Consider the following 24,352-nt stretch of genomic DNA (forward strand, 5'->3'; position numbering starts at 1 on the left):
AGAATTGTGAACCCCGACCGGAGCGGCCCCTTGAGCGACATTTTTGAAGAAGTCGACGAAAGCCTTCGCCAGGACAAGATCGAGACCATCTGGAAGCGCTATCGCCTCTTTGTCTATGGCGGTGCAGCGCTCCTGATCGGTGCGGTCGCCCTGAATGAATTCGTGCTTCATCCGCACTTCGCCCAAGTCCGCGCCGAACGGGCGAAAGCCTTCGAACAGGCAACAACGCAACTGGCAGACGGCGACTATACCGATGCCGAAGCCGGCTTCCGCGAACTGGTGAACGAGGAATCGAGCCTGTCGCCGCTGGCGGCAAACTTTCTGGCCCAGACCCTTTATGAAGGCAGCGGTGACGCTGCTGGCGCCACCGAAGTACTGGCGACTTCCGGCAAGGCAGACGGAACGCCCTTCGAGCGCGCCGCACTGCTGAAAGCCGCCTATGCCAGGGCCGATACCGTTTCGCTGGCAGAGCTGGAAACCCTGCTGGGCGATCTGAAAGAAGAAGAGTCCGGCCTTGGCGCCCTCGCCCGCGAACTGATCGCTGCGAAGGCCTATGCCGAGGGGGACCCAGCCCGGGCCCGGACTGCCTATAACCGGCTGAAGTTCGATGCCGCTGCGCCGCAAGGTGTCGTCCGGCGCGCAGAGATTGCCCTCGCGGCGATCCCGATCCCGGAAGAAACAGCCATCGAGACACCTGCTGAAGCGGCAGCCCCTACCGAGCCGTCCGAAACCACCGAGGAGACCGGTCAATGACCCCAACCCGCAAGTTCCTGCTGGCCGGAGCCGCACTCGGCGTCCTTGGCCTGACGGCCTGCTCCAGCCTGCCCAGCTTCAATTTCGGAAACAACAAGGCAAAGGAACTGGCTGAGGCCGAAAAAGCCGGACGGATCACCATGGTCCTGTCGGATACCGAGCTTGAGGCCAACCCGGAACTCGCCACTGAAACCATCAACCTGCCGCCTGCGCAGGACGTCACGGCCTGGCCCCAGGCCGGCTCGAATGCCGAAAAGGTGATCGGGCACATCAAGGCCGCGGAGACGCTGTCGGTTGCCTGGCGCAATGGTGTCGGCAAGGGTTCCGGCAAGAAGTCGGCAATCTCCACGCCGCCGGTCGCCAGCGAGACGACTGTGTTCACACTCGATTCCGAGCAGGCTGTGGTCGCAACCGATCTGGCAAGCGGCAACACGAAATGGCGCAAGAAGCTGAAAGGCCTGACCAAGCGCGACAAGGCCGCGCTCGGCGGCGGTCTTGCTGTCCAGGGTGACTCCCTGATCGTTGCCAGCGGCTTCGGTTATGTCACTGCGCTCGATGCCAATACGGGTGAAGAAAAGTGGAAGAACACACTGAGCGCACCGATGACTGGCGCGCCGACCATCAAGGATGGCCGAATCTTCGTCGAGTCCAACAATAACGAAATCTACGCCCTGTCGATGGACAGCGGCGAAATCGAATGGTCCGATCAGGCAATCTCCGAAACGGCCCGCGTGCTGGGCAGCCCCAGCCCCGCCGCCGTGGAAGACTTTGTGATCGCGCCTTTCTCTTCCGGTGAAGTCATCGCATATCTCGCCTCGAATGGCCGCCGCCTGTGGACGGATGCCATTTCCAGCGCCGGGCGGTTCACCCCTATTTCCGAGATCAATGACATCGGCTCACGTCCGGTGCTCGCTGGCGGGCTCGTCTATGCTTCCAGCCAGTCAGGCATCACGATCGCCATCGATGGCCGCAGCGGCCAGCGCATCTGGTCCAAGCAGATCGGCTCGGTCCAGCCTCCAGCCGTCACCGGCGAGCATATGTTCGTACTCGGAACGGATGGAAAACTTGCCTGCCTCAACTCCTCCTCGGGCGAGGCCTACTGGGTTGTCCAGCTGCGCCAGTTCGAAAAGCAGGAAAAGAAGAAAAAGCGCATCTCCTATTCCGGTCCGATCGTCGCATCCGGCCGGGTCCTGGTCGTCTCATCGACCGGACACCTGCTCGCTTATTCGCCGCAAACCGGCGAAGAAGTTGGCTCTCTCAAACTGGGTGACCGCGTTTACCTCGAACCCATCGCCGCTCAGGACAAACTCATTGTTCTGACGGATGATGCCAAACTGATCGCAATCAAGTAAGGGGCGGCGCCGGCAGGCGCGAACCCCGCTTATGTTACGGGCCTGCCATGCCGCTCAAACTCGCCATTGTCGGACGTCCGAACGTCGGAAAGTCCACGCTCTTCAACCGGCTCGCCGGCAAGAAGATTGCGCTCGTCGATGACCAGCCGGGCGTCACCCGCGACCGCAAGGAGGCCGAGGGCAACCTCGCCTCGATGCCGTTGATCCTGATCGATACGGCCGGCTATGAAAGCGTCCATGACGACAGCCTGGAATCCCGCATGCGCGCCCAGACCGAGGCCGCCATCGCGGAAGCAGAGCTGTGCCTTTTCCTCGTCGATGCACGTGTCGGCATCACGCCGGACGACGAAAACTTCGCTCAGCTGCTCCGCAAATCCGGACTGCCGATTGTTCTGGCGGCAAACAAGGCGGAAGGCCGCCAGGGCGAAGCGGGCGTCATGGAGGCCTGGTCGCTTGGCTTCGGTGAGCCGATCGGCCTGTCAGCAGAGCATGGCGAAGGTTTTGCCGAACTCTTCGACGCCATCCGCCGCGCGCTCGGAGAAGAAGCCTTCGAGAAGGCGATGGAGGAGCCGGAGCCCGACTATGCGCGCGGCGGCGGCGAAGACATTCTCGAAAAGCTCGCCCATATCGACATCGACGATGAAACGCTCTCCGACGACGACCTCGTCGCGGCCATCGAAGACGCCGATGTCGATGTGGAACCGGAACCGCCGCGGGCCGACAAGCCCGTCAAGCTCGCCATTGTCGGTCGCCCGAATGCCGGCAAATCAACCCTGATCAATCAGCTCCTGAAGTCCGACCGCCTGCTGACAGGCCCGGAAGCCGGCATCACACGCGACTCCGTCACGCTCGACTGGGAGTGGGAAGGCCGCCGCATTCGTCTCGTCGATACGGCTGGCCTGCGCCGGAAGAGTAAAGTGCAGGAACGGCTGGAGCGCATGTCCACGGCCGAAACCATCCGCTCCCTGAAATATGCAGAGATCGTTGCGCTGGTGATGGATCCTCACGATGCGCTGGAGAAGCAGGACCTGCAAATTGCTGACCTCTGCCTGCGTGAGGGGCGCGGCCTCGTGCTTGTCGTGTCCAAGTGGGACACGGTGAAGGATCAGGACGGCGCCGCCCGGCATATCCGCGACATCGCCAACCGGCTGATGCCGAACGCCGGCGGTGCGCCGGTCGTGTTTCTCTCCGGCCTGACTGGCAAGCATGTCGACCGGCTCATGCCGGCGGTGCTGCAGGTTCACAAGGACTGGACGGCGCGCGTGAAGACCGGCGACCTGAACCGTTGGCTGCGCCACACGATCGAGCGCCATCCGCCTCCAGCCGTTCAGGGCAAGCGCATCAAGCCGCGCTACATGGCTCAGATGAAATCACGCCCGCCGACTTTCGTGCTGATTGCCTCGCGCGGCGACCAGATGCCGGAAACCTATAAACGCTACCTGATCAATGAGCTGCGGAGCGATTTTGACCTGCACGGCGTGCCGATCCGCTTGTTCGTGCGTCAAGGCAAGAACCCCTATGCCGACAGGCCAGCCGGATTCCAGAAGCCGCCTTCGAAAAAAGGCAGCAAGCGCTGAGATCCCGCACACCAGAATGTTATTCGTCTGACAGCGCCTGCTTTTATAAGCAGGGGCAACCGTCAGAAGGAGCCGCGGCATGAACCAGATTCAGGACATCGTAAAAACCTATTATGGCGAAACGCTCTCCGGTTCGAACGATCTGAAAACCGACGCCTGCACCACCGCCGACCGCCCGCCCCCACATGTCTCTGAAGCCCTCGCGGCGGTGCATGACGAGGTCGCGGCGAAATACTATGGCTGTGGCCTGGCCATTCCGACCGTGCTGGAAGGCCTGAAAGTGCTCGACCTTGGCTGCGGCGCCGGACGCGACGTCTTTGCGCTGGCGAAGCTGGTCGGCCCGGGCGGCCACGTGACTGGCGTCGACATGACCGACGCGCAGCTGGAGACCGCCCACGCGCACGAGGCCTGGCACGCCGAACAGTTCGGTTATGACACGCCGAACACAAGGTTCGTGAAAGGCTATCTTGAAAAGCTCGGTGAGCTGGACCTGGAGCCCGGCTCTTTCGACCTGATCATTTCCAACTGCGTCATCAATCTCTGTACTGACAAGCCGGAAGTCTTCCGCCAGGCACACCGTCTGCTGAAACCCGGCGGGGAACTCTATTTCTCAGACGTCTATGCTGACCGGCGTATCCCGGCCGATCTTGCCGCCGATCCGGTGCTCTATGGCGAGTGCCTGTCCGGCGCGCTTTATTGGGGGGACTTCCAGTCTATCGTGAAAGCCGCCGGCTTCACGGATCCGCGCACGGTGAACCATCGCCGTCTCGGCATTATCGACCCGGTCCTGAAGGACAAGCTCGGCCCGATCCGGTTCGCCTCGGTCACCGCCCGACTCATCAAGCTGGAGGGTCTGGATGCCGCGTGTGAAGACTACGGTCAGGCCGTCATCTACAAAGGCGGCATACCCGGCATGGAGCAGGTGTTCGTGCTTGACGCGGAACACAGTATCGAAGCCGGCCGTGTCTTTCCTGTCTGCGGCAATACGCTGGCGATGCTGATGGACACGCGCTTTGCGCCCTGGTTCGACGTGATCGGTGACGGCGCCGCGCACTACGGTTTGTTCCCTGGGTGCGCTGCGCCAGACGTGTTTGCAGCCACGACCGCAGACGAAGCTTCGGCCTCCCCTGGCGGCTGCTGCGGCTGATCCCTCCAGAACAGGCAATCCTCGGGGTTGCCTTCTTCTGAGATTTTATATAGATATCTATATATCATCATGAAAGGAGGCCGTGATGCTTTCCCGGCGCGCACTTCTGGTCACTGGCGGTGCCAGTATTCTTGTCCTTGGCGGCGGATATGCCGGCCTCTCAGCCATGAGCAATATCGCGCCCGCGCGGGAGCCATGGCAGCAGGCGACGCAAGGGTTTGGAGACGCCCGCCTGAATGCGGCCGCCTACGCCATTCTTGCGCCAAGTCCGCACAATCTTCAGCCCTGGATGATCCGGCTGGAAGGAGAAGACAGTCTGACCCTGTTCTGTGATCTGGACCGCCGCCTGCCGGAGACAGATCCGCCAGACCGGCAGACCACGATCGGCCTTGGCGCATTTCTGGAACTGTTACGGCAAGCGGCCGCCGAACAGGGCCACAGGCTGGAAATCACCAAATTTCCTGAAGGTGAGCCTGGCATCCGGCTGGACGAGCGCCCCATCGCGCATGTGCGTTTTGTTGAAGATGCCGATGTCGAACGCGATCCCCTGTTCGGCTATGCGCTGCGGCGGCGCACAGCCCGCGCGAAATTCGACCCGGGCCGTCCGGTGCCTTCCGACAGGCTGGCCGCCCTGATGGAAATCTCGACCGCCCAGCCGGACCTCGAAGCGATGAAGGTGGATGCAAGCAGCGATCCGGAAACCGCCAACTGGCTGAAAGACGTCTGCAAGCGTGCATGGGAAATCGAATTGCGCAAACCCGAGACATGCCGCGAGAGCGCCGACCTCACCCGTATCGGAGCTGAACAGATCAATACCAATCCTGATGGCATTTCCCTTTCAGGCCCGATGATGGAAGCCTACCGCATGACCGGTATCCTGACGCAGGACAGCATGGGCGAAACCGGCTCGGCCGCATGGAATTCAACCCTCTCCATGTACAATGGCCTGATCGAGAGCGCGCCGACCTTCCTCTGGTTCACGACGCCCGGTAACTCACGTGCCGAACAGCTGGACAGCGGCGCGTTCTGGATCCGACTGCAACTGGCCGCAGCGGCTGTCGGGGTCGGTTTCCAGCCGCTTTCTCAGGCGCTCGAAGAATACAGCGAAATGGCCGGGCCCTTCTCTGAAATCCATGAACGGTTCGGCGTCACGCTGCCAGGCCGGGTGCAGGGCCTGTTCCGGCTCGGCTATGCAGGTGGGCAAGCCCCTTCCCCGCGCTGGCCGCTTGAATCGCGGATCATCGCATGAGCCGGCCGGCCGGGCTCGCCGGAGACCCTTTGGAATTTGCGGTGATGACGGAGATTTCCATCATCGCTCATCTCGCCGATAACGCCTTCGCCCGACGCCTGCCCGATGGTCTGACAACGGCGCAGTTCGCCGTGCTGAACCATCTGTTACGGCTGGAGACCCAACAGACGATCGGAGAACTCGCGCGCGCGCTTCAGGTGTCGCAGCCGACCATGTCGTCCACCGTGAAAAAGCTGGAAGAAAAAAGGCTCGTGACACTGGTTCCCGATCCGGACGACCGGCGTATCCGACGGGTCTCTGTCAGCCCTGCTGGTACCAAGGCCCGGAACAAGGCCGTGAAAGCACTTGATGCGACGAAAAGCGAACCGGCGGTCCTGTCACAGAAGGAATGGAAGCAGCTGCTGCCCTTGCTGAACAGGCTGCGGGTTTCGCTCGATTCAGCGCGCTGAGCCCTATTCTTCCGTCCGGTCGACATTGCCCCTCAGGGACTTGATCTCGCCGCGCTGTTTCTTCGCAGCGATGCGACGGCGAATACTCCCCTTGGTCGGTTTGGTGCGGATCCGCCGCTTTGGCTTCTGACTGGCCTTGAGAATCATCTCCGCCAGCCGTTTGCGGGCAGCTTCCCGATTCAGCACCTGGCTGCGATGGCTGCTGGCTTCCAGAATGAGGCGGCCATCATTGGTCATGCGGCTGCCAAACAGCTTTGCAAATCGCTCTTTGACCTCCGATGGCAGGGATGACGCCTCGACGTGCCAGGTCAGCTGAACGGCGGTCGAAACCTTGTTCACATGCTGGCCGCCCGGGCCGGACGCGCGGACGAAGGATTCCGAAAGCTCCCAGGCCGGTACGGTGAGCGCGTCTGACACCCGAAGATCCCCGAAATCGGACATGGATAAAGCTTAACCCCTCGTTCAGAGACCGTTCAGGCCGGAAAACATAAGTTTGCTCCAATGCGCAATGCGCGACAACCAGACGGCCAGCCGATCACAGAGCGGCCGGCCATTTCAACGGAGGCTCGGCCTGCCATGAAACTGATGAATACATTTGGAAAAGCCATGGCGGCACTGGCCGTTGCCGGCCTGACCATCGCTCCCATCGCCAGCGCCGATCCTGACCGGGGTCGCGACCGGGGCGGCTGGGACCGCGGTGACCGGGATCATGACCGCAGCCGAAGGGACCGCGGTGACCGGCACGACTATCGCGGTGATCGCAGGGACTACCGCGGTGACCACCATGATTATCGCCGGGACCGCAGCCGGTATGAGTGGCGTGACCGCCATGATTATCGCCGCAGCCATCACCCGCCGAGCTATGCGTATCGCCCCCCCGTCCGGCACTATTATGCGCCCCCGCCGCGCTATAGTTCCTATGTGACGTATGGCTACCGCACGGGCCCCTATTTCCGTTCGGGCTACATCTCGCCTTACCGGATTGGAGGCTATTACCGCCCGCACCCGCGCACGGTTTATATTCGCGACTATGACCGTTATGGCCTCTATGCCCCACCGCCCGGATACTACTGGGTGCACGATTATGATCGCGGAGACGCGATTCTGGCCTCGGTGGCGACAGGCGCAATCATTGGCCTCGTCGTCGGCGCGCTCGCCTACGATTAAGGCCGATCGGGCGTCCTGCCCGCTTGGTGAACGCCCGGATGTCTTCCCGGCATCCGGGCGTTTTCTGTTCATCACGCAAATTTGGGCCAAAAAGTCGCGTTCTTAACTTTTGCATGGCGCAAATCATGCTTAACTCCGAGTCGTCCGGGATGGTCCCGGGCACAAGTACGCGCCTGTTGCGCGCCTGAAAGGAGGTGATCCATGTCGAGTGAGAAACCAGGTGAGGCCAAGTGGTCCAAGTCCTATGGTGTCTGGCTGGAGCAGCCTCTGGTCAGCGCCTAGAGATTTGTACCGGTCAGCTGCGACGCTGCCGGGACCATTGTCCTCAACGGACTCACGGGAGCCGCCCTCATCAGGGCGGCTTCTTTGATTCTGGAGCAGATTTCCTGGCCCCTGACAGCCTTCGCTGGCCGAAACGGGTTCGCGCGGGCGCCCAATTCGGCTATCTGGCTGCAAACACCCGAACGGAGACCTGCCCATGACCGTCCTCACCCACGCCGCCTCCGGATGGACCATCGGGACAGGCAAGCCGCTCTCCGTGATCGCTGGCCTGAACGTGCTGGAAGATGAGGGCCTCGCGCTGGAAATCGGCACGGAGCTGAAGCGGGTCTGTGATGCACTGGGCCTGCCTTACGTATTCAAGGCCAGCTTCGACAAGGCGAATCGCTCCTCGATCAAATCCTATCGCGGACCGGGCATGGAAGCCGGCCTGAAGACGCTGGCCAGCGTGAAAGCCAAGCTCGGCGTGCCAATCTGCGCCGACCTGCATGAGCCCAGCCAGGCCGAACCGGTCGCCGAAGTGGTCGACATCGTCCAGATCCCGGCCTTTCTGTGCCGCCAGACAGACCTCGTCGTCGCCACGGCCAAAGCCACCGCAGCTGCAGGCGGTATCGTTCAGGTGAAAAAAGCCCAGTTCATCGCGCCATGGGATACGAAGAATATCGTTTCCAAGATCGGCGAGGCGGCAGACGTCGGCATCATCCTTTGCGAGCGCGGCTCCAGCTTCGGCTACAACAATCTGGTCGTCGACATGCTGGGCATTCCCGAGATGCAGAAGCTCGGCTGCCCGGTCACTATCGACGCGACCCACGCGGTGCAGCTTCCGGGCGCCGACCCACGCACGGCGGGCGCTTCCACCGGCGGGCGCCGGGAAGGCGTGGCGATCATTGCCAAGGCGGCGATCGCGGCTGGCGCCGACGGCGTCTTCCTCGAATTCCACACAGATCCGGACAAGGCCCTGTGCGACGGACCGAGCTGCCTGCCGATCACAGATGCCGAAGGTCTGCTGACGACGCTGAAAGCGTTACACGAGGTGGTTGCCGCGTGAGGCGGGAAGCCGACCAGGAAACGCGCGTCATCCTGCTGAACAAGCCTTTTGGCGTGCTCTCCCAGTTCACCGACAGGGGCAATGCCGGTTCGAAGCGGCGCACCCTGTCGGAGCTGATCGATATTCCGGGTGTCTACCCAGCTGGTCGGCTGGACCAGGATTCCGAAGGCCTGATGATCCTCACCAATGACGGCCGCCTGCAACACCGGATCGCCAATCCGGCGAACAAGATGCCCAAGACCTATTGGGCGCAGGTTGAAGGCATTCCGGACGACGACGCCCTTCAGCGCCTGCGCGATGGCGTGGACCTCTCGGATGGCCTGACCGCACCGGCAAAGGCCAGCGCCCTGCCCGCGCCCGAGACTCTCTGGCCGCGCGTGCCGCCGATCCGTTACAGGAAGTCCGTGCCGGACAGCTGGATTGAACTGACGATCACGGAAGGGCGTAACCGCCAGGTCCGCCGCATGACCGCCGCGGTCGGCCACCCGACACTGCGTCTGATCCGTGTCCGCATCGGAGAATGGGAACTCGGCAGCCTGCAGCCCGGCGAATGGCGCGAGGGCCATGTGCCGCAGCCACCGAAACACAGGAGTCGGGGCAGTTTGCGCCACTGACACCACAGGGAAGCCAATCCCCAGGGGGAATTCAGAATGGAAAATACCGCCCAGTTCCAGTCCATCGGCGGCTGGTTTGACCAGAATGCACCGCAATGGGCCCGGGACGCCGCCAGCTATATCGCCACGGTATGGAACCAGGGCGATTACGGCCTGACCTATGGCGAGATTTTTACCGCCGTCCTGATCGTCGTCATTGCTCTGTTGGTACGCGGCCTGTTCGCGCGGATCATCGTCTCGACGATCATGCGGCTCACAGCGGGCACCAAGACGCGTCTTGATGATGCTCTGGTCAATTCGATCTCGACCCCGCTGAAAGTCGTGCCGGTGATCATCGGCATCTATATCGCGCTGCAGGTCACCGATATTTCCGGTGAGGCGGAAGTCTATGCCAACCGCATCCTGCGCTCGGTAATCACGCTAGCCGTTTTCTGGACACTGGCCCGCGCCGTGAACGCATTCGAGTTCATGTTCGGGACACTGCGCAACGCGCTCTCCTCAGCCGCGGTCGACTGGATGGTAAAGGCGCTTCAGGTCCTGCTGGTGGTTCTGGGTCTTGGCGCGGTAGCCGAACAATGGGGGATCCAGATTGCGCCGCTTCTGGCCGGCCTTGGCGTCCTCGGCATCGCCGTCGGTCTTGGCGCGCAGGATCTGTTCAAGAACCTCATATCCGGCATCCTGATCATTACGGAAAAACGCTTCGTGCCCGGCGAATGGATCAAGGTGGATGGCGTCGTCGAGGGGACGGTGGAGAAGATCAATTTCCGCTCCACGCTGGTCCGCCGGTTCGACAAGAGCCCGGTCTATGTGCCCAACAGCGCCTTGTCCGATGCGGCCGTAACAAACTTCTCCCGGATGACCTACCGGCGGATCAAATGGGCCATTGGCGTTGAGTACCGCACAACGGTCGACCAGCTGAAATATGTCCGCGACGAGATCGAAGCCTGGCTTTGGAACGATGACCGGTTCGTCAAACCGCCGGAAGCGGCGCTCTTCGTGCGGGTCGACAATTTCAATGCCAGCTCCATCGATTTCCTCATCTACACCTTCACCAAGACCAAGGACTGGGGTGAGTGGCTGGCGATCAAGGAAGAGTTTGCCGTCGCGGTGATGGATATCATTGAAAAGGCCGGCACCAGCTTCGCCTTCCCGAGCCGGACGATCTATATGCAGGAAACCGATCCGCCGGAAATCATGGCACCGCCCGCTCGCAGCGAGCGTGTCGCCCGGGCACAGCAGATGATCGAACAGAGCGGCAAGCGCCGCGGCATGGGCGAAGCCGACGACGAAGGCTGATGTCCGGCGTCGATACGGGCAGCAGCTATTCCAGGTCTGGCGGCAAATCGGGCTGCGCCATCGAGCATGTCAGCGGCGCCCCGTCTTCCAGCGCGTAGAACAGGGCCGTGTCATCCAGCACGTTGAACTGGGCTGTGAACTGGCCGTCGCTGCACTCCGGACCAATCCGGGTAGGTGAACAGTCGAGGTAAAGCGGGACATTCACCTTGCCCGGAATCAGAACAGCTGTCAGGTCTTCATCGCCGTAGAACACGACGTGCGCGCTGACACTCTCCTGGTTGCACGTGTAATCGGCTTCCTGTGTCAGGCCGAGTGAAGCGGCCCGCTCTTCCGGATCGCTCACTGAGCGTGAGGAAGACATATCATCGGTGTCTGCAGCATTTGCTTCAGACCCGCTGACCGGCGCCTCCGCAGGCGCCCTTTCCGCCCTGGTCGCCTCGATCACGGCCGAGGAGGTGTCATCCGGGTAACCGGACCCCACCGCATCGTCACATGCAGCAGGAATCAAAAGCAGTACTGAGCACAGTCCGGCATAGCGCATCACGCCTGATCCTCCTCCACCCTCGCGGAAAGAGTATCATGCAGCAGGCGAATCCGGAAACGCGGACTATTTCACCCAGGCGCCGGGCGAATTCGTCCGATAACCGAGCGAGCGGTAGGCCGCATCAATGAGACTCTGCCCACGGTCGTTCAGCAGGATGCCATTGCCCATCTGGTTCATCGTGTAGCTGAAGGCGAGTCCGCAATCCGGATCGGCAAACCCGATGGAGCCGCCAGCCCCGACATGGCCAAACGCCCGCTCTCCCAGAATGGCGCTGGTGCCCGGCCCCATCTTGCGCCGCCGGTTGTCCATCGACTTCATGAAGCCGGATGCAAACCGGGTGGGGATCAGAAGCGTCGCATCGCGATGGGTCGCGGTCGACACCATGGTCATGTTGTTGAGCCGGTCTTCCGACACCAGCGACCCGTCATTCGTGGCGAGCGGCGTGTACATCGCCACTTGTCCGCGCGCATTCGACAGGCCGCCTCCGCCACCGATTTCAGCGGTCTGGCCCTTGCGGTCATTGAAGTCCCATCCGCCGTTATTCATGAAGCTCTTGTGCTGGATCGATTCCGGGTCTGTCATCAGCTTGATCCCGAACTCGGTCGCCTCGTCACCCGGCTTCGGCACATATTGGCGGATCGGGGCAATGTGCACATCCTCCGTTTCCGGAAGGCCCAGCCAGAAGCGGGCACCGGTCTTCTCAGCGACTTCTTCCCGGAAAAATGTGCCCAGCGACTTGCCGGACACACGGCGGACGAGTTCGCCGACCGTCCAGCCGAAATTGATCATGTGATAGCCATTACGTGTGCCGGGCTCCCAGAACGGTTCCTCATCTGCCATGCGCTGGACCATATAGTCCCAGTCGGCAAAGCCGCCCGGCTTTACCGGGTCGCGCAGTGTTGGCAGGGCGCTTTCATGGTTCAGCATCATCTGAACCGTCGTCTTCTCTTTCCCGTTCTTCGCAAATTCCGGCCAGTATTCCGAAACCAGCGCCTCGGGATCGAGCTGCCCCCGGTCGATCAGGATATGAGCACAGATCGCGGTGGCTGCCTTGGAACAGGAAAAGACAATGGAGATCGTGTCTTCCTGCCACGGGTCATTCGTTTCCGGATTGGCCATGCCGCCCCAGAGATCCACAAGCGTTTCGCCGTTCACGGACAGGCAGACCGACGCGCCGACTTCTTCCCGCTCCGCGAAGTTCTTTTCGAATTCGCGTTTCACTTCCTCAAAACGCGGATCGCACCGCCCGTCGACGTTCGCTGTCATCTGAATTCCTCCCGGTATGTTTTGCCGGGAGCATAAGCACCGCTCACGCCGGATGCGAGTACGAAAAGGGCCGTACCCTCCGGTACGGCCCCATAACGTCGCGGCAACTGAAGCGCCCGCCGTTGATCAGGTTATGCAGGCTCCTGCGAGCCTTTCTTCGCAGCCGGTTTCTTCTTCTTCGGCTTTTCGGCCACGTATTTGAAGGCCAGCTTGCTGTCGTCGTCCTTGTCGATGTCGATGTGGACAACGCCGCCCTTCTGCAACTCGCCGAAGAGGAGTTCCTCCGCCATCGGCTTCTTGACGTGCTCCTGGATCGTCCGGGCCAGCGGCCGGGCCCCCATGTCGGCGTCGAAACCGCGCTTGGCGAGCCAGTCGCGGGCCGGCTTGGAGATCTCGATCGAAACGTTGCGGTCTTCCAACTGGACTTCCAGCTGCAGGATGAACTTCTCGACCACGCGGTCGATGATCTCCGGCGTCAGGCCGCCGAATGTTATGATCGAATCGAGGCGGTTGCGGAATTCCGGGGTGAACAGGCGCTTGATCGCTTCGTCCTGCTCGTCGTCCTTCTTGCCGGCACCGAAACCAATGGCGTTCTTCGCCGCGTCCGATGCGCCCGCATTGGTGGTCATGATCACAACCACATTGCGGAAGTCGACCTTGCGGCCGTTGGCATCGGTCAGCGAGCCATTGTCCATCACCTGAAGCAGGATATTGAACAGGTCCGGGTGAGCCTTCTCGATCTCATCGAGCAACAGCACGCAGTGCGGGTGCTGGTCCACGCCATCGGTCAGAAGGCCGCCCTCATCATAACCGACATAGCCCGGAGGCGCGCCGATCAGGCGGGAGACGGTGTGCCGCTCCATATATTCCGACATGTCGAAGCGCAGCATCTCGACGCCCATGATGGAGGCGAGCTGTTTGGCCACTTCGGTCTTGCCGACACCGGTCGGACCGGCGAACAGGTAGGAGCCAATCGGCTTGTTCGGTTCGCGCAGGCCTGCCCGAGCGAGCTTGATCGAGGCAGACAGGGCTTCGATGGCTTCATCCTGGCCATAGACCACACGCTTGAGATCGGTCTCCAGCGAGCGGAGCGCCTCGGCATCGTCGCTGGACACCTGTTTCGGGGGAATGCGGGCAATCTTGGCCACGACGGCCTCGATGTCGCGCACGCCAACCGTCTTCTTCCGCTTGCTGGTCGGCAGCAGCCACTGGGCGGCGCCTGCCTCATCGACGACGTCAATGGCCTTGTCCGGCAGCTTGCGATCCGTGATGTAGCGGTCAGACAGTTCGACCGCCGATTTGATCGCGTCATTGGTATACCGAAGGCCGTGGAAATCCTCGAAGCGGGACTTCAGACCCGTCAGGATCTTGATGGCGTCTGCCACGGTCGGCTCCACCACGTCGATCTTCCGGAACCGGCGGGACAGGGCGCGGTCCTTCTCGAAATGCTGCTTGTATTCCTTGAACGTGGTCGAGCCCATGCAGCGCAAACCGCCGCTCTGAAGGGCGGGCTTCAGCAGGTTCGACGCGTCCATTGCGCCGCCGGAAGTGGCCCCGGCGCCGATGATCGTGTGGATCTCGTCGATGAACAGGATGGCTTTATCCTGCTGCTCCAGCTCCTTCATCACCGATTTCAGGCGTTCCTCGAAGTCACCGCGATAGCGGGTACCTGCCAGGAGGGCCCCCATGTCGAGCGACCAGATGATGGCCTCATCCAGGATCTCCGGGGCTTCACCGTCGACAATCTTCTTGGCCAGGCCCTCGGCAATGGCCGTCTTGCCGACGCCCGGGTCACCCACGAGGATCGGGTTGTTCTTGTTCCGCCGGCAAAGAACTTCGATGCAACGATTGATTTCCATGTCGCGGCCGATCAGCGGATCGATCTTGCCGGCGCGGGCCTTGGCGTTGAGGTTCACACAGTAGGCATCGAGCGCCTCGTGCCCCTGTTTCACCGCTTCCTCTTCGGACGGCTCGGCGCCACGCGGGCTGGACGGGCGCGACATGCCAGGCTGTTTGGCAACGCCATGGGAAATGAAGTTCACCGCGTCATAGCGGGTCATGTCCTGCTCCTGCAGGAAGTAGGCAGCGTGGCTTTCGCGCTCGGAGAAGATCGAGACCAGCACGTTGGCACCGGTCACTTCATCCCGGCCAGAGCTTTCGACATGAAGGATGGCGCGCTGAACCACGCGCTGGAAGGCGGCCGTCGGCTGAACGCGGCCTTCCCCGTCTTCCACGATCAGGCTGGTCAGCTCGTCATCGATGTAGCGGACCAGTTCCGAGGTCAGGGTCTCTATATCAACCTTGCAGGCCCCCATCACTTCTTTGGCGTGCTCATCCTCTGTCAGAGCCAGCAGGAGGTGCTCGAGTGTGGCGTACTCATGCTCCCGTTCGGAGGCCAGGGTGAGGGCCTTTTCAAGAGCCGTTTCCAGGGAGGGGGACAAGCGTGGCAATGTGGAAGCCTTCCGGGGTTAGAGGTCTAGTCGTCTTTCTCCATGACACATTGGAGAGGGTGTTCGTGCCGCTTCGCAAGGTCAAGCACCTGGGCAACCTTTGTTTCGGCCACCTCATATGTGTAGACCCCGCACAGTCCGACACCCTTCTGATGCACGTGAAGCATGATGCGGGTCGCCTGCTCGCGCGATCGGTTGAAGAACCGTTCGAGAATGAACACGACGAATTCCATCGGCGTGTAGTCATCGTTGAGCAAAAGCACACGATAGAGCGAGGGTTTCTTGGTCCGCACACGCGTTTGCGTGGACAGGCCATACTCGATCCCATCATCGCCAGTTCCTCCGTCGCCGGGCGGTGCCGGCGGCTCGGGATCGTTCATTCGGAAATGCGGAATGCCCTTGCTCATGACTCTTAAGATATACGGTTCAGGGCAAGATTGAAGATGTGACAGGCCGCAAATTCATTTCCTGCCTGCTTTTAGGGCATGCGTGCTCAGCGTGTACCTATCAATTCGAGCAGTTCCTTCACCCGTTTGGCATTGGTTCCGAGATCGGAATACCCAATACGCGAACCGGAATAGATCGCCACACTGGAGCGGTCAGCCTGCCCGTCCACGGGCACAGCCTGCACATAGACATCGTCCTTGAATTTCATCAGCGGGGTCACCGCAATGAAGGATATCCGCAGCGTATCGGGGTCCGAGGCCCGCAAGCGCCACTCGACCCGTTCCAGCACCAGGTCCATCACGGCATTGAAGACCTGCTTCGGCGTCTTGTCGAAGACAGGCGCCGTCTCATCAATCTGAACCATGCCGGTGAACCCCTCCGGCGCCACGAGGCAATTGTTCGGCCGGGCGGGGCGCTTCAGCGCCGGAAACTCGATCAGATCAGGCAGTCGTGACATGAGAGGCATCTAACCGTGTGCGGCGAGACTCGCCAATCCTGTTTTTCCGGCAATTTTCCCAGGCACGGATCGGCGAAAACGCGTTTCCAGAACAAAAGAACCGGACCAATCAGGTCCGGCTCTTTCCAGTCTACTGCACTCTACAACCAAGCGGTGAGGCCCGATCCCAGAAGCTTACTTCGCAGCGAAACCCATGAACGGCTTTGCTGCGCTGCGCCATGCAGACATGCAGAGTTCTGCCTGCGCATTCATTTCCTTCGTATACGCGGAAAACATGTTTTTCGCAAATCCAGCCTGGATTTCCATGACTTCGCGAACGTCTTTCGCCGAAGTGATCGCCTGAGTGGCTTCAACACCCTGTTCCAGCGACTTGGTGAAGAAATCCATGTTCCGGCTGCCCAGCTGGCGCGCCATGTCGGTCGAAGCCGCCGTGCGCTCGCTGAAAGCTTTCAGGCCGGATTCGGCGTACTCGCCGAACATGCCTGCAAAACCGGAAAGCTGTTCCATGCCCTCGTCGAGCATTTTCGTTGTGGTGTCCATTTTTGCACTCGCCTCGGCCTTTGCGCGCTTTGCGGTGGTGGTGGCCGTCTTTGCCTTCGTCATCGATCGTTCCTTTATATACTACCCTGCGCTTACCCTAGGGGAGCTTATACCGCTTTTTCTTCGCTCCCGCAATAAATTTTTGTGCGCTGCAGCATAAGGCATTCTGCATGTTTATTGCATCGCTTCGATTACGATTTCGCAATCCGGGCGCCCATGTGCCGTTAAGGTGTGGTCAAGGGATTTGCACGATTCTAAGTTAAATCCCGGAGGGCCGGGGTTAACAATCGGGAGACCTGAATGTTCCTGCGCGCTTTCGCAGCCCTGACCCGAGCCGTGTGCACCGCAGCGATCATGATGGTCATGGCGTTCGGTGGCGGAACGGCCCTGGCAGAAAAATATGCCGCGATCGTGATCGATGCCGACACCCAGCAGGTGTTGCATGATCGCCACGCCGATGAACCGCGTTACCCGGCTTCGCTGACCAAGGTCATGACGCTTTACATGCTGTTCGACGCGCTCAAGAGCGGCGAAGTCTCCCTGGATGAGCGCATGGTCGTTTCCCGCTATGCCGCAGCCCAGGCCCCATCGAATCTCAAATTGAGAACCGGCTCCACCATCAAGGTGCGCGATGCCATCGGCGCCCTGATCACCAAATCCGCCAATGATGTCGCCGTTGTCGTCGCCGAGCGTCTGGGCGGAACCGAAAGCCGCTTTGCCCAGCTGATGACCGTGAAGGCCAAGTCGCTCGGGCTGGAGAACACCCGCTTCGTCAACGCATCCGGCCTGCCAGACACCCGCCAGCTCAGCACAGCGCGGGACATGGCCTTGCTGGCCGACGCGATGCTGACGGATCACGCCGACTACTATCATTATTTCGCGACCGAGAAGTTCAGTTGGGGTGGCAAGACCTACAAGAACCACAACAACCTGCTCGGCGATGTGGACGGCGTGGACGGGATCAAGACCGGCTACACCCGCGCCTCAGGCTTCAATCTCATGGCCTCGGCCAAACGCGACGGCCACCGCATCATTGCCGTCATGCTTGGCGGTACGACGGCCCGTGCCCGCGACCGCCACGTCGAAGCCCTGCTGGAAGCCGCTTTCAGCTCCTACTCGCTGCCGGCCGACGATCCGGAGCTGCGCACACGCCTCGCCTTCGCCATGCTGGAGGAGCCGCTCAGCCCCGAAGCCGCCGCAGAGCCCATGCTGAACGGCAAGCCGCTGTCGGTCATCCTCGCAACGGAGGCCGCTGCCCAACAACTGGCGGCAAGCGATGCCTTGCCGGCTGAATCCGCACAGGGCGACGCCGACGATACACCGGCAGCCCCCGCGATGGACGCACCTGTCCTGGCAGCTGAGTCTGCATCTGAGGCGGTAGAGCAAGCCCTGCCGATCGATCCGGAGAAAACCTCGCTCGGACGCTACTATGCTGAAGCCCCGGTCCTGGAGGCGCCAGCCTTCTCTCCGGAGGAGTATCGCCGCCGCCAACTGGCCAAGTAGGCTTGTCACCGCGTCCGGCTTGCCGGAAAACGCGGGCGCCAGTCCAGCAGGAGCAGTGCCCGTGGCCCAGGAATCCGATCTAGATCTCGCCCGCAACACGATCCGCATCGAGCGGGACGCGCTGGAGCAGCTGGAGGCGGGCATCGGTCCGTCCATCGCCGAGGCTGCGGACCTGATCATGGCGACCGACCGGCACGTCATTGTCGCGGGCGTCGGCAAGTCCGGCCATATCGGCCAGAAGATCGCTGCCAGCCTCGCCTCCACCGGTACGCCGAGCTTCTTCCTGCACCCGACAGAGGCCAGCCATGGTGACCTTGGCATGGTCGTGCCGGGCTCGGTCGTGATCGCGATTTCCTATTCCGGCGAAAGCCGCGAACTGGTGGATCTGTTGCGCTTCTGCAAGGGCAACAACATCCCGTTGATCGGCATGACGCGCTCAGCCGACTCCACACTGGGCCGGGCGTCGGACGTGCTGCTGGAGATGCCGGTCGTGGCCGAAGCCTGCCCGAATGGCCTCGCGCCGACCTCGTCGACCACGATGGCGCTGGCGCTCGGCGATGCGCTGACCATCGTGCTGATGGCCCGCCGGGGCTTCTCCAGGGAAGAGTTCGGCTTCCGGCATCCGGGCGGCAAGCTCGGCCGCTCCCTGCAGACTGCAGGCGACTATATCGAGACGAAAACGGATCATATGCCGATCATCAGCGCCTCAGCCGATGTCCGCGATGTGATCCTGGCGGTCTCCGAAGGCCGCAAGGGCTGTGTCGGCGTGATCGACGAGGATGGCCGCCTGATCGGCATGGTCACCGACGGCGACCTTCGCCGCGCCATGCTGGCTGGCAAGCTGTCGGGCACGGCCGCCAACATCATGACCGCCAATCCGAAAGCGCTCGGCCCCGACGACCGCATGTCTGCGGTCATCAAGACCTTCACCGAACAACGTATCTCGAACGCCTTCGTGACAGTCGACGGCAAGCCGGTCGGCATCATCGATATGAAGGACCTGCTTGCCGAAGGGTATGTCTGATCCGGCTTGGCCGGAGGCTTACTGGCCGAGTTCGAAGACCACATTCACCGTCGCGCTGTAGCCGACTTCACCGCCCGCCACCGGGGTGGAGAAGCTGTCGGCCATCTTGGCTTCCTGCATGCGGGCCATCGGCATGGGCGAGGGTGAGTAGCTGCCGCTTTCATCGATCGTCACGATGCGCAGCACGCTGAGGCCTGCCGCTTCGGCATAGAGATCGGCGCGGGCGCGGGCATCGGCCATGGCTTTGCGGCGGGCTTCGTCCCGGACCTCAGTGTCATCATCGAGCGCGAAGTTCAGGCCGTTGAACGTGTTGCCGCCAGCCTTCACCAGGCTGTCGAGCGTTGAGCCGAGATTGTCGAGGTCTCGCACCTTCACGGTCAGTTGGTTGGAGGCCGTGTAGCCGATCAGCTTCTGCTCTCCGCGGGAGGAGCCGTCTTTCAGCTTGGTCTCGATATAAGTGTAGCGCGGCCAGAGCGAGAAATTGGACGTCTGCATGTCCTTCTTGGCGACGCCCGCTTTTTCCAGCGCGTCGAACACACCGGTCATGGCTTTCGCTTGCGATTCCATGGCCTCGGTCGCCGTGTCGCCTTCCGCCTGAACCCCGGCATTGATGTAGGCAATGTCGGGCTCGCGTTTCACGGTCGACTGGGCGGAGATCGAAAGCGTCGTCTCAGGCTGGATCGAGTTCGGGGCCTGATAGGCGCCAGCCACCGATTGCTGGGTCAGGCCGAGCGCCGGGCCTTGCATTTGGGCGCAGGCAGCCTGTGGCACGATCAGCGCCAGAGCGGCGGTCGACGTAATGAGGGGCAAAAATCGGCGCATGAGAATCTCCCATTGGTAGTTGGCTCTAATGTTCTACCGAACACACTGGGAGGCAATCTTGTTCCGATTGTGTCTCAGGCCAATGACAAATCAGGCGTTTTCATAGCCGTGCGGGTTCTGGCTCTGCCAGGCCCACTGATCGCGGCACATGTCTTCCAGCGTCCGCTCGGCCTGCCAGCCAAGCAGTTCCTCCGCGAGTGACGCATCAGCCCAGAAGGCGGCGATGTCGCCTGCCCGCCGCGGCGCGAATTCCATTGCGATGGACTTGCCGCTCGCCGCTTCGAATGCCCGGACGACATCGAGAACGGATGAGCCATGTCCGGTGCCGATATTCACGGTGAAAGGGCCATGCGTATGCTTGAACCGGTCCAGTGCCAGTACGTGCGCACGGGCAAGGTCCACGACGTGAAGATAGTCACGTACACCGGTGCCATCGGCCGTGTCATAGTCATTGCCGAACACGTTGAGACAGGGCCGGCGCCCCACCGCGACCTGTGCCACATAGGGCATCAGATTGTTCGGAATGTCATTCGGGTCTTCGCCGATCATGCCGCTTGGATGCGCGCCAATCGGATTGAAGTATCTGAGGATCGCGACATCGGTCAGCGCGCCGGATCCGGCCACATCGTTCAGCAGCATCTCTGCGGCGAGTTTTGTGTTGCCGTACGGGTTTGTCGGACGCAGACGGTGGGATTCGGTATAGGGCAGGAATTCCGGTTCGCCATAGACCGTCGCGCTGGATGAGAACACGATCTGGCTTGCTCCCGCCTCCAGCATTGCCTGGATCAGGCTGTGCGTGCCGGTGACATTGGCGCTGTAATATTCGAGCGGCTTTTCCGACGACTCGCCCACGGCCTTGAGACCGGCAAAGTGGATGACCGCGTCGCATTCATGCTTCGACAGGATTTCGGCAATGCGGGCCGTGTCGCGGACATCGGCATCGTACCAGTCCACGCGGGAATTGGTCAGCTGGCAGATACGGTCGATCGCCTTGGGCGAGGAATTGACGAAATTGTCCACGATCACGGGCTGATACCCACGCGAGACAAGCTCCACACAGGTGTGGGATCCGATATATCCGGCACCGCCGGTTACAAGCACGCGGGTCATGGCTACCCCAAAGCAAGATTTACGCCGGGTTTCAACGCATTTGCCCCGGCCCGGCAAGCCCTGAGACATCTATTTCAACGGTAATCATCAGGCCCATTGCAAGCCGCGCGGCACCCGCCTAAACGGAAGCCTCGGTGGGCCTGTAGCTCAGTTGGTTAGAGCGGACCGCTCATAACGGTTTGGTCGCGGGTTCAAATCCTGCCGGGCCCACCATCCATCAAAGTGTCCAGGCCGGCTACCGGCCGCCCTGGTCGAAATAGGCATGCGTGCCCCGGTGGATCACTTCGTCGCCGGGGGCGATCTCGTGGGCCTCATAGTCAGGCAGGCCTTTCACGTCGGCATAGACCGTTCCGAAATCCCGGTAACAGGTGTCGAGCAGGGCTTCGAAACTGTCGACGACGAAATAGGTCTGCTGGAAATCGTCGATGATGTATTTGGTACGCATCAGGCGCTGCACGTCGAAACCGATCCGGTTCGGGCTGTCATCTTCCAGTGCGAACACCGTTTCCTGCGGGCTGGAGAGGATCCCGGCACCATAAATGCGCAGGCCGTCATCTTCTCGGATCAGGCCGAATTCCACCGTGTACCAGTAGAGCCGGGCGAGGTTGTGCAGCTGGCCGAGCCGCATCGCCCGTTGTCCGCCCTTGCCATAGGCTTCCATGAAGTCCGCAAACACCGGATTGGCCAGCATCGGCACATGACCGAAGATATCGTGGAAGATGTCCGGTTCCTGCAGGTAATCGAACTCCGCTTCAGGGCGGATGAAGGCCCCGGCCGGAAATCGCCGGTTGGCGAGGTGATCGAAGAAGATCTCGTCGGGCACGAGTTCGGCAACCGGCACCACGCGCCAGCCGGTGAGCTTTTCCAGCCTGTCCGACAACCGCCCCATGTGCGGAATGCCCGTGGGGGAAAGTTCGAGCTGTGACATCGCCTGCAGCGCCGTGGTGCAGGCCCGCCCCTTGGTTACGTCCTTCTGGCGGCGGAACAGCCTGTCCCACCGGTCATGCTCTTCGGCCGAATAGGTTTCCCACGCCTGATCAATCATGAAGTCCGCAGCCCGGGGGGCATCATGATACCGGTTTTTCGGTGGTATTTTGGTATCGGCATTCATGAGCAATTCCGGATTCATGCAGTTCGAAACAAAATGCACTGTCCCACCGCAGGCAATACAGCGGATTGGATGCGCAAATTTCCTTATTGCACAAAATTGGTTACAAATGAAACCTATTCATCTCACGGCAAGGGCGCACAGGCATCATTCCCGAAGCGCCGGTTTTGCTCTTTCAATCAGCTCCTCAGAAAGCGGCTTGAAGAAAATCCCCTGTTTGTCGATCGAGTAGAACAGGTAAGTCTCGTCATCATCTATGAACAATTCTGGGTAAGACGCACGCCGTAGCGTCGGAGTGCCCGGCTTTCCGACATGGCTCAACACGATTTCCGGTGTTCCAAAGTAGAGTCCTGCATTTTCGTCAGTCCCACTCACACGCCCGGCAACGAGGTAGACAGGAAAACGAGGTTCCCATCCTTCGGACCAGACACCATCAAGGTACCACGTGCCGCCAGGGTTGTTATTGAAGAGGATGCCCACCGTGTCATCTTTGAAACGGCGAATGGTCGTTGGACCATTCGGATGCAGCAGAGGCGGTCCGCCGGCATAATACCTAAGAGGCTGCAGGGCTGACCAAGTCACCCCATCATCAAAAGACTCGGAATAATTTATGACACCTGTCCGAGACCGGACAATACAAATCAAACGGCCATTCCATTCTGCAATAGATGGTTCATTCGCAAAGGGCAGTCCGGAATCCGGATGAGGAACAGACAAGCCCACACCCGTGGTCGGTGTCACCTGGACTACAATGGGATCACCTGCGCCTGTGTGAACTGCGTCAGGAAAGCGCAAGAAAAATACTTCTGTGTGCCACCGATCGGGTCCGTCCTTAATGGTAGATGGCTTCATAAGCGATACGCCAACGATCAGAGCGCCGTTCGAAGTTACGAATGGTCGGTCCATGAACCAGCCATTGCGGGTATCGGAACCTTCGAAAATGCTGAGACCATCCAGCGAAATCTTCTGTCGGTCGCTCCAGGTATCGCCACGGTCATGGCTCACCCGGTAGAAAATATCTGTCCCATCACGCAGCGGGCTCGATGTTTCGTTCCAAAAGTAAATCGCATAGAGCAGGTCGCTCTTCGGAACGTACGCTATCTCGACCCAGCCAGCAGGATGACGCGAATCCGCATTCTCTTCAAAGGGTACTGGTTCGGTCCAGGTTGCACCGCCATCATCAGTACGCGTGAACAGAACATTCTGGTCGCCTGCCGACTCAACAAAGGCTTTCGTGAAACCGACTGCCCATACAGAATCATCTATTCGCGCAACAGACTGGCCCTGTGCCAACCCCTCTTCAGGAACCACGATAGGCTGTACGTCATCGAAAGGGTTTGTTGAATACTGATCGGCTGCGGATCTCTTTTCACCGCTACCAGCGACACCGCAGCTTGTCAGAAAAAGAGCTAGAAAAATAAATACTCGCATAGGTCCACCCACCTTATTTGCGTCTCTCAGAATTCGTAACGCGCTCAGTCCCAGACCTTCCAGCTGGCCTTGCCGGAGTTCCACATCTCTTCGAGGTGGTTCTTGTCGCGCAGCGTGTCCATGGGCTGCCAGAACCCGCGATGCTGGAAGGCGACCAGTTCGCGGTCCTGCGCCAGGCGCTCGAGCGGCTCGCGTTCCCAGCTCGTCTTGTCGCTGTCGACATAATCGACCACGCCCGGCTCCAGCACGAAGAAGCCGGCATTGATCAGCGAGCCATCGCCGCTGGGTTTCTCAACGAAGGAATTGACGACGCCATCTGCCGCCATGTCCAGCGCGCCGAACCTTCCGGGTGGGGCCGCAGCGGTGAGGGTCGCCTTGCGGCCATGCGCCTTGTGAAAGGCGAGCAGCTTGGTGATGTTCACATCGCCGACGCCGTCGCCATAGGTGAAGCAGAACGTCTCATCGCCGAGATAAGGTGCGACTCGCTTCAGGCGCCCGCCGGTCATAGTTTCGGCGCCCGTATCGATCAGCGAAATCTTCCAGTCTTCGTTCCGCTTGTTGATGTGCGTGGTTTCACCATTGGCGAAATCGAAAACGACGTCACTCGTCTGCAGGAAGTAGTTCGAAAAATACTCCTTGATGACGTGTCCCTTATAACCAAGGCAGACTGGTCTGCCACATGAAAACTGGTCCGGTAATTGAGTGAGAGTCGGCTTCGA

At 60.8% G+C, this 24,352-nt stretch carries 24 protein-coding genes and 1 tRNA gene; 13 read left to right on the plus strand and 12 right to left on the minus strand.

Annotated features, from left to right (window positions below; genetic code table 11):
• Positions 1-30: 30 nt before the first annotated feature.
• From HY17_RS06245 to HY17_RS06270, 6 genes are all read left to right on the plus strand, one after another.
• Complete coding sequence (locus tag HY17_RS06245; protein WP_051599757.1) at positions 31-753, plus strand: hypothetical protein; 723 nt, start codon at positions 31-33, stop codon at positions 751-753.
• Positions 750-2,105: a PQQ-like beta-propeller repeat protein gene (locus HY17_RS06250; RefSeq protein WP_034764367.1), complete on the plus strand. Its 1,356-nt coding sequence runs from the start codon at positions 750-752 to the stop codon at positions 2,103-2,105. The genes HY17_RS06245 and HY17_RS06250 overlap by 4 nt, the downstream gene beginning before the upstream one ends.
• A 47-nt stretch (positions 2,106-2,152) precedes the next feature.
• Positions 2,153-3,682, plus strand: coding sequence for a ribosome biogenesis GTPase Der (gene der / locus HY17_RS06255; protein ID WP_034764372.1), 1,530 nt, complete (start codon positions 2,153-2,155; stop codon positions 3,680-3,682).
• Positions 3,683-3,761: 79 nt separating this feature from the next.
• Positions 3,762-4,829: a methyltransferase domain-containing protein gene (locus tag HY17_RS06260; protein ID WP_034764375.1), complete on the plus strand. Its 1,068-nt coding sequence runs from the start codon at positions 3,762-3,764 to the stop codon at positions 4,827-4,829.
• An 85-nt stretch (positions 4,830-4,914) separates the two neighbouring features.
• Positions 4,915-6,078 carry a nitroreductase family protein gene (locus HY17_RS06265; protein WP_034764377.1) on the plus strand — a complete coding sequence of 388 codons (1,164 nt, stop codon included), beginning with the start codon at positions 4,915-4,917 and terminating at the stop codon, positions 6,076-6,078.
• Positions 6,075-6,527: a MarR family winged helix-turn-helix transcriptional regulator gene (locus HY17_RS06270; protein ID WP_081813012.1), complete on the plus strand. Its 453-nt coding sequence runs from the start codon at positions 6,075-6,077 to the stop codon at positions 6,525-6,527. Before HY17_RS06265 ends, HY17_RS06270 begins: the two co-directional genes overlap by 4 nt.
• A 3-nt stretch (positions 6,528-6,530) precedes the next feature.
• Here the strand turns inward: HY17_RS06270 and arfB are convergent, their stop codons facing one another.
• A complete protein-coding gene (gene arfB, locus HY17_RS06275; protein WP_034764379.1) occupies positions 6,531-6,968 on the minus strand; it encodes an alternative ribosome rescue aminoacyl-tRNA hydrolase ArfB in 438 nt (145 codons plus the stop codon).
• A 135-nt stretch (positions 6,969-7,103) separates the two neighbouring features.
• Between arfB and HY17_RS06280 the strand changes: the two genes are divergently transcribed.
• The 4 genes from HY17_RS06280 (at position 7,104) to HY17_RS06295 (ending at position 10,931) form a co-directional block, all read left to right on the plus strand.
• Entirely contained in the window at positions 7,104-7,694 is a 591-nt protein-coding gene (locus HY17_RS06280) for an RcnB family protein (RefSeq protein WP_197020237.1), read from the plus strand.
• Positions 7,695-8,172: 478 nt separating this feature from the next.
• The gene (kdsA, locus tag HY17_RS06285) at positions 8,173-9,021 is read left to right on the plus strand and encodes a 3-deoxy-8-phosphooctulonate synthase (RefSeq protein ID WP_034764381.1); all 849 of its coding nucleotides are present in this window, start codon (positions 8,173-8,175) and stop codon (positions 9,019-9,021) included.
• Positions 9,018-9,635 (plus strand): pseudouridine synthase, encoded by a 618-nt coding sequence (locus HY17_RS06290; protein WP_051599760.1) that lies wholly within the window; start codon positions 9,018-9,020, stop codon positions 9,633-9,635. The genes kdsA and HY17_RS06290 overlap by 4 nt, the downstream gene beginning before the upstream one ends.
• 36 nt (positions 9,636-9,671) lie before the next feature.
• A complete protein-coding gene (locus HY17_RS06295; RefSeq protein ID WP_051599761.1) occupies positions 9,672-10,931 on the plus strand; it encodes a mechanosensitive ion channel family protein in 1,260 nt (419 codons plus the stop codon).
• 25 nt (positions 10,932-10,956) lie between these two features.
• On the opposite strand, the gene HY17_RS06300 is transcribed toward HY17_RS06295, so the two are convergent.
• The 6 genes from HY17_RS06300 to HY17_RS06325 form a co-directional block, all read right to left on the minus strand.
• Entirely contained in the window at positions 10,957-11,475 is a 519-nt protein-coding gene (locus HY17_RS06300; RefSeq protein ID WP_139068755.1) for a hypothetical protein, read from the minus strand.
• A 63-nt stretch (positions 11,476-11,538) separates the two neighbouring features.
• Positions 11,539-12,741 (minus strand): serine hydrolase domain-containing protein, encoded by a 1,203-nt coding sequence (locus HY17_RS06305; RefSeq protein ID WP_034764385.1) that lies wholly within the window; start codon positions 12,739-12,741, stop codon positions 11,539-11,541.
• Positions 12,742-12,872: 131 nt separating this feature from the next.
• Positions 12,873-15,191 carry an ATP-dependent Clp protease ATP-binding subunit ClpA gene (gene clpA / locus HY17_RS06310; protein ID WP_034764387.1) on the minus strand — a complete coding sequence of 773 codons (2,319 nt, stop codon included), beginning with the start codon at positions 15,189-15,191 and terminating at the stop codon, positions 12,873-12,875.
• A 26-nt stretch (positions 15,192-15,217) separates the two neighbouring features.
• On the minus strand, positions 15,218-15,598 hold the full coding sequence (gene clpS, locus HY17_RS06315) for an ATP-dependent Clp protease adapter ClpS (RefSeq protein WP_034764389.1): 381 nt from the start codon (positions 15,596-15,598) through the stop codon (positions 15,218-15,220).
• An 86-nt stretch (positions 15,599-15,684) separates the two neighbouring features.
• A complete protein-coding gene (locus tag HY17_RS06320; protein ID WP_158531526.1) occupies positions 15,685-16,095 on the minus strand; it encodes a DUF1499 domain-containing protein in 411 nt (136 codons plus the stop codon).
• 174 nt (positions 16,096-16,269) lie between these two features.
• The gene (locus HY17_RS06325) at positions 16,270-16,698 is read right to left on the minus strand and encodes a phasin family protein (RefSeq protein WP_034764393.1); all 429 of its coding nucleotides are present in this window, start codon (positions 16,696-16,698) and stop codon (positions 16,270-16,272) included.
• Between the two features lie 237 nt (positions 16,699-16,935).
• Between HY17_RS06325 and HY17_RS06330 the strand changes: the two genes are divergently transcribed.
• Both HY17_RS06330 and HY17_RS06335 read left to right on the plus strand, forming a co-directional pair.
• The gene (locus HY17_RS06330; RefSeq protein ID WP_051599762.1) at positions 16,936-18,138 is read left to right on the plus strand and encodes a D-alanyl-D-alanine carboxypeptidase family protein; all 1,203 of its coding nucleotides are present in this window, start codon (positions 16,936-16,938) and stop codon (positions 18,136-18,138) included.
• Positions 18,139-18,199: 61 nt separating this feature from the next.
• On the plus strand, positions 18,200-19,162 hold the full coding sequence (locus HY17_RS06335; protein WP_233348671.1) for an SIS domain-containing protein: 963 nt from the start codon (positions 18,200-18,202) through the stop codon (positions 19,160-19,162).
• Between the two features lie 18 nt (positions 19,163-19,180).
• On the opposite strand, the gene HY17_RS06340 is transcribed toward HY17_RS06335, so the two are convergent.
• Together HY17_RS06340 and galE are read right to left on the minus strand one after the other, a co-directional pair.
• Complete coding sequence (locus HY17_RS06340) at positions 19,181-19,984, minus strand: SIMPL domain-containing protein (protein WP_034764398.1); 804 nt, start codon at positions 19,982-19,984, stop codon at positions 19,181-19,183.
• Positions 19,985-20,074: 90 nt separating this feature from the next.
• Positions 20,075-21,094: a UDP-glucose 4-epimerase GalE gene (galE, locus tag HY17_RS06345; protein WP_034764400.1), complete on the minus strand. Its 1,020-nt coding sequence runs from the start codon at positions 21,092-21,094 to the stop codon at positions 20,075-20,077.
• 136 nt (positions 21,095-21,230) lie between these two features.
• Here galE and HY17_RS06350 point away from each other — a divergent pair.
• Positions 21,231-21,307, plus strand: a tRNA-Ile gene (locus HY17_RS06350).
• Between the two features lie 22 nt (positions 21,308-21,329).
• Here HY17_RS06350 and phhA read toward each other — a convergent pair.
• From phhA to rfbF, 3 genes are all read right to left on the minus strand, one after another.
• Positions 21,330-22,205: a phenylalanine 4-monooxygenase gene (gene phhA, locus HY17_RS06355; protein ID WP_034764506.1), complete on the minus strand. Its 876-nt coding sequence runs from the start codon at positions 22,203-22,205 to the stop codon at positions 21,330-21,332.
• 144 nt (positions 22,206-22,349) lie between these two features.
• Positions 22,350-23,633 carry a sialidase family protein gene (locus HY17_RS06360; RefSeq protein ID WP_081813014.1) on the minus strand — a complete coding sequence of 428 codons (1,284 nt, stop codon included), beginning with the start codon at positions 23,631-23,633 and terminating at the stop codon, positions 22,350-22,352.
• Positions 23,634-23,677: 44 nt separating this feature from the next.
• The coding region (rfbF, locus tag HY17_RS06365; RefSeq protein WP_051599763.1) for a glucose-1-phosphate cytidylyltransferase at positions 23,678-24,352 on the minus strand (675 nt) is incomplete at its 5' end.

This window comes from Hyphomonas sp. CY54-11-8 (assembly GCF_000682735.1).
In the GTDB taxonomy this organism is placed as follows: domain Bacteria; phylum Pseudomonadota; class Alphaproteobacteria; order Caulobacterales; family Hyphomonadaceae; genus Hyphomonas.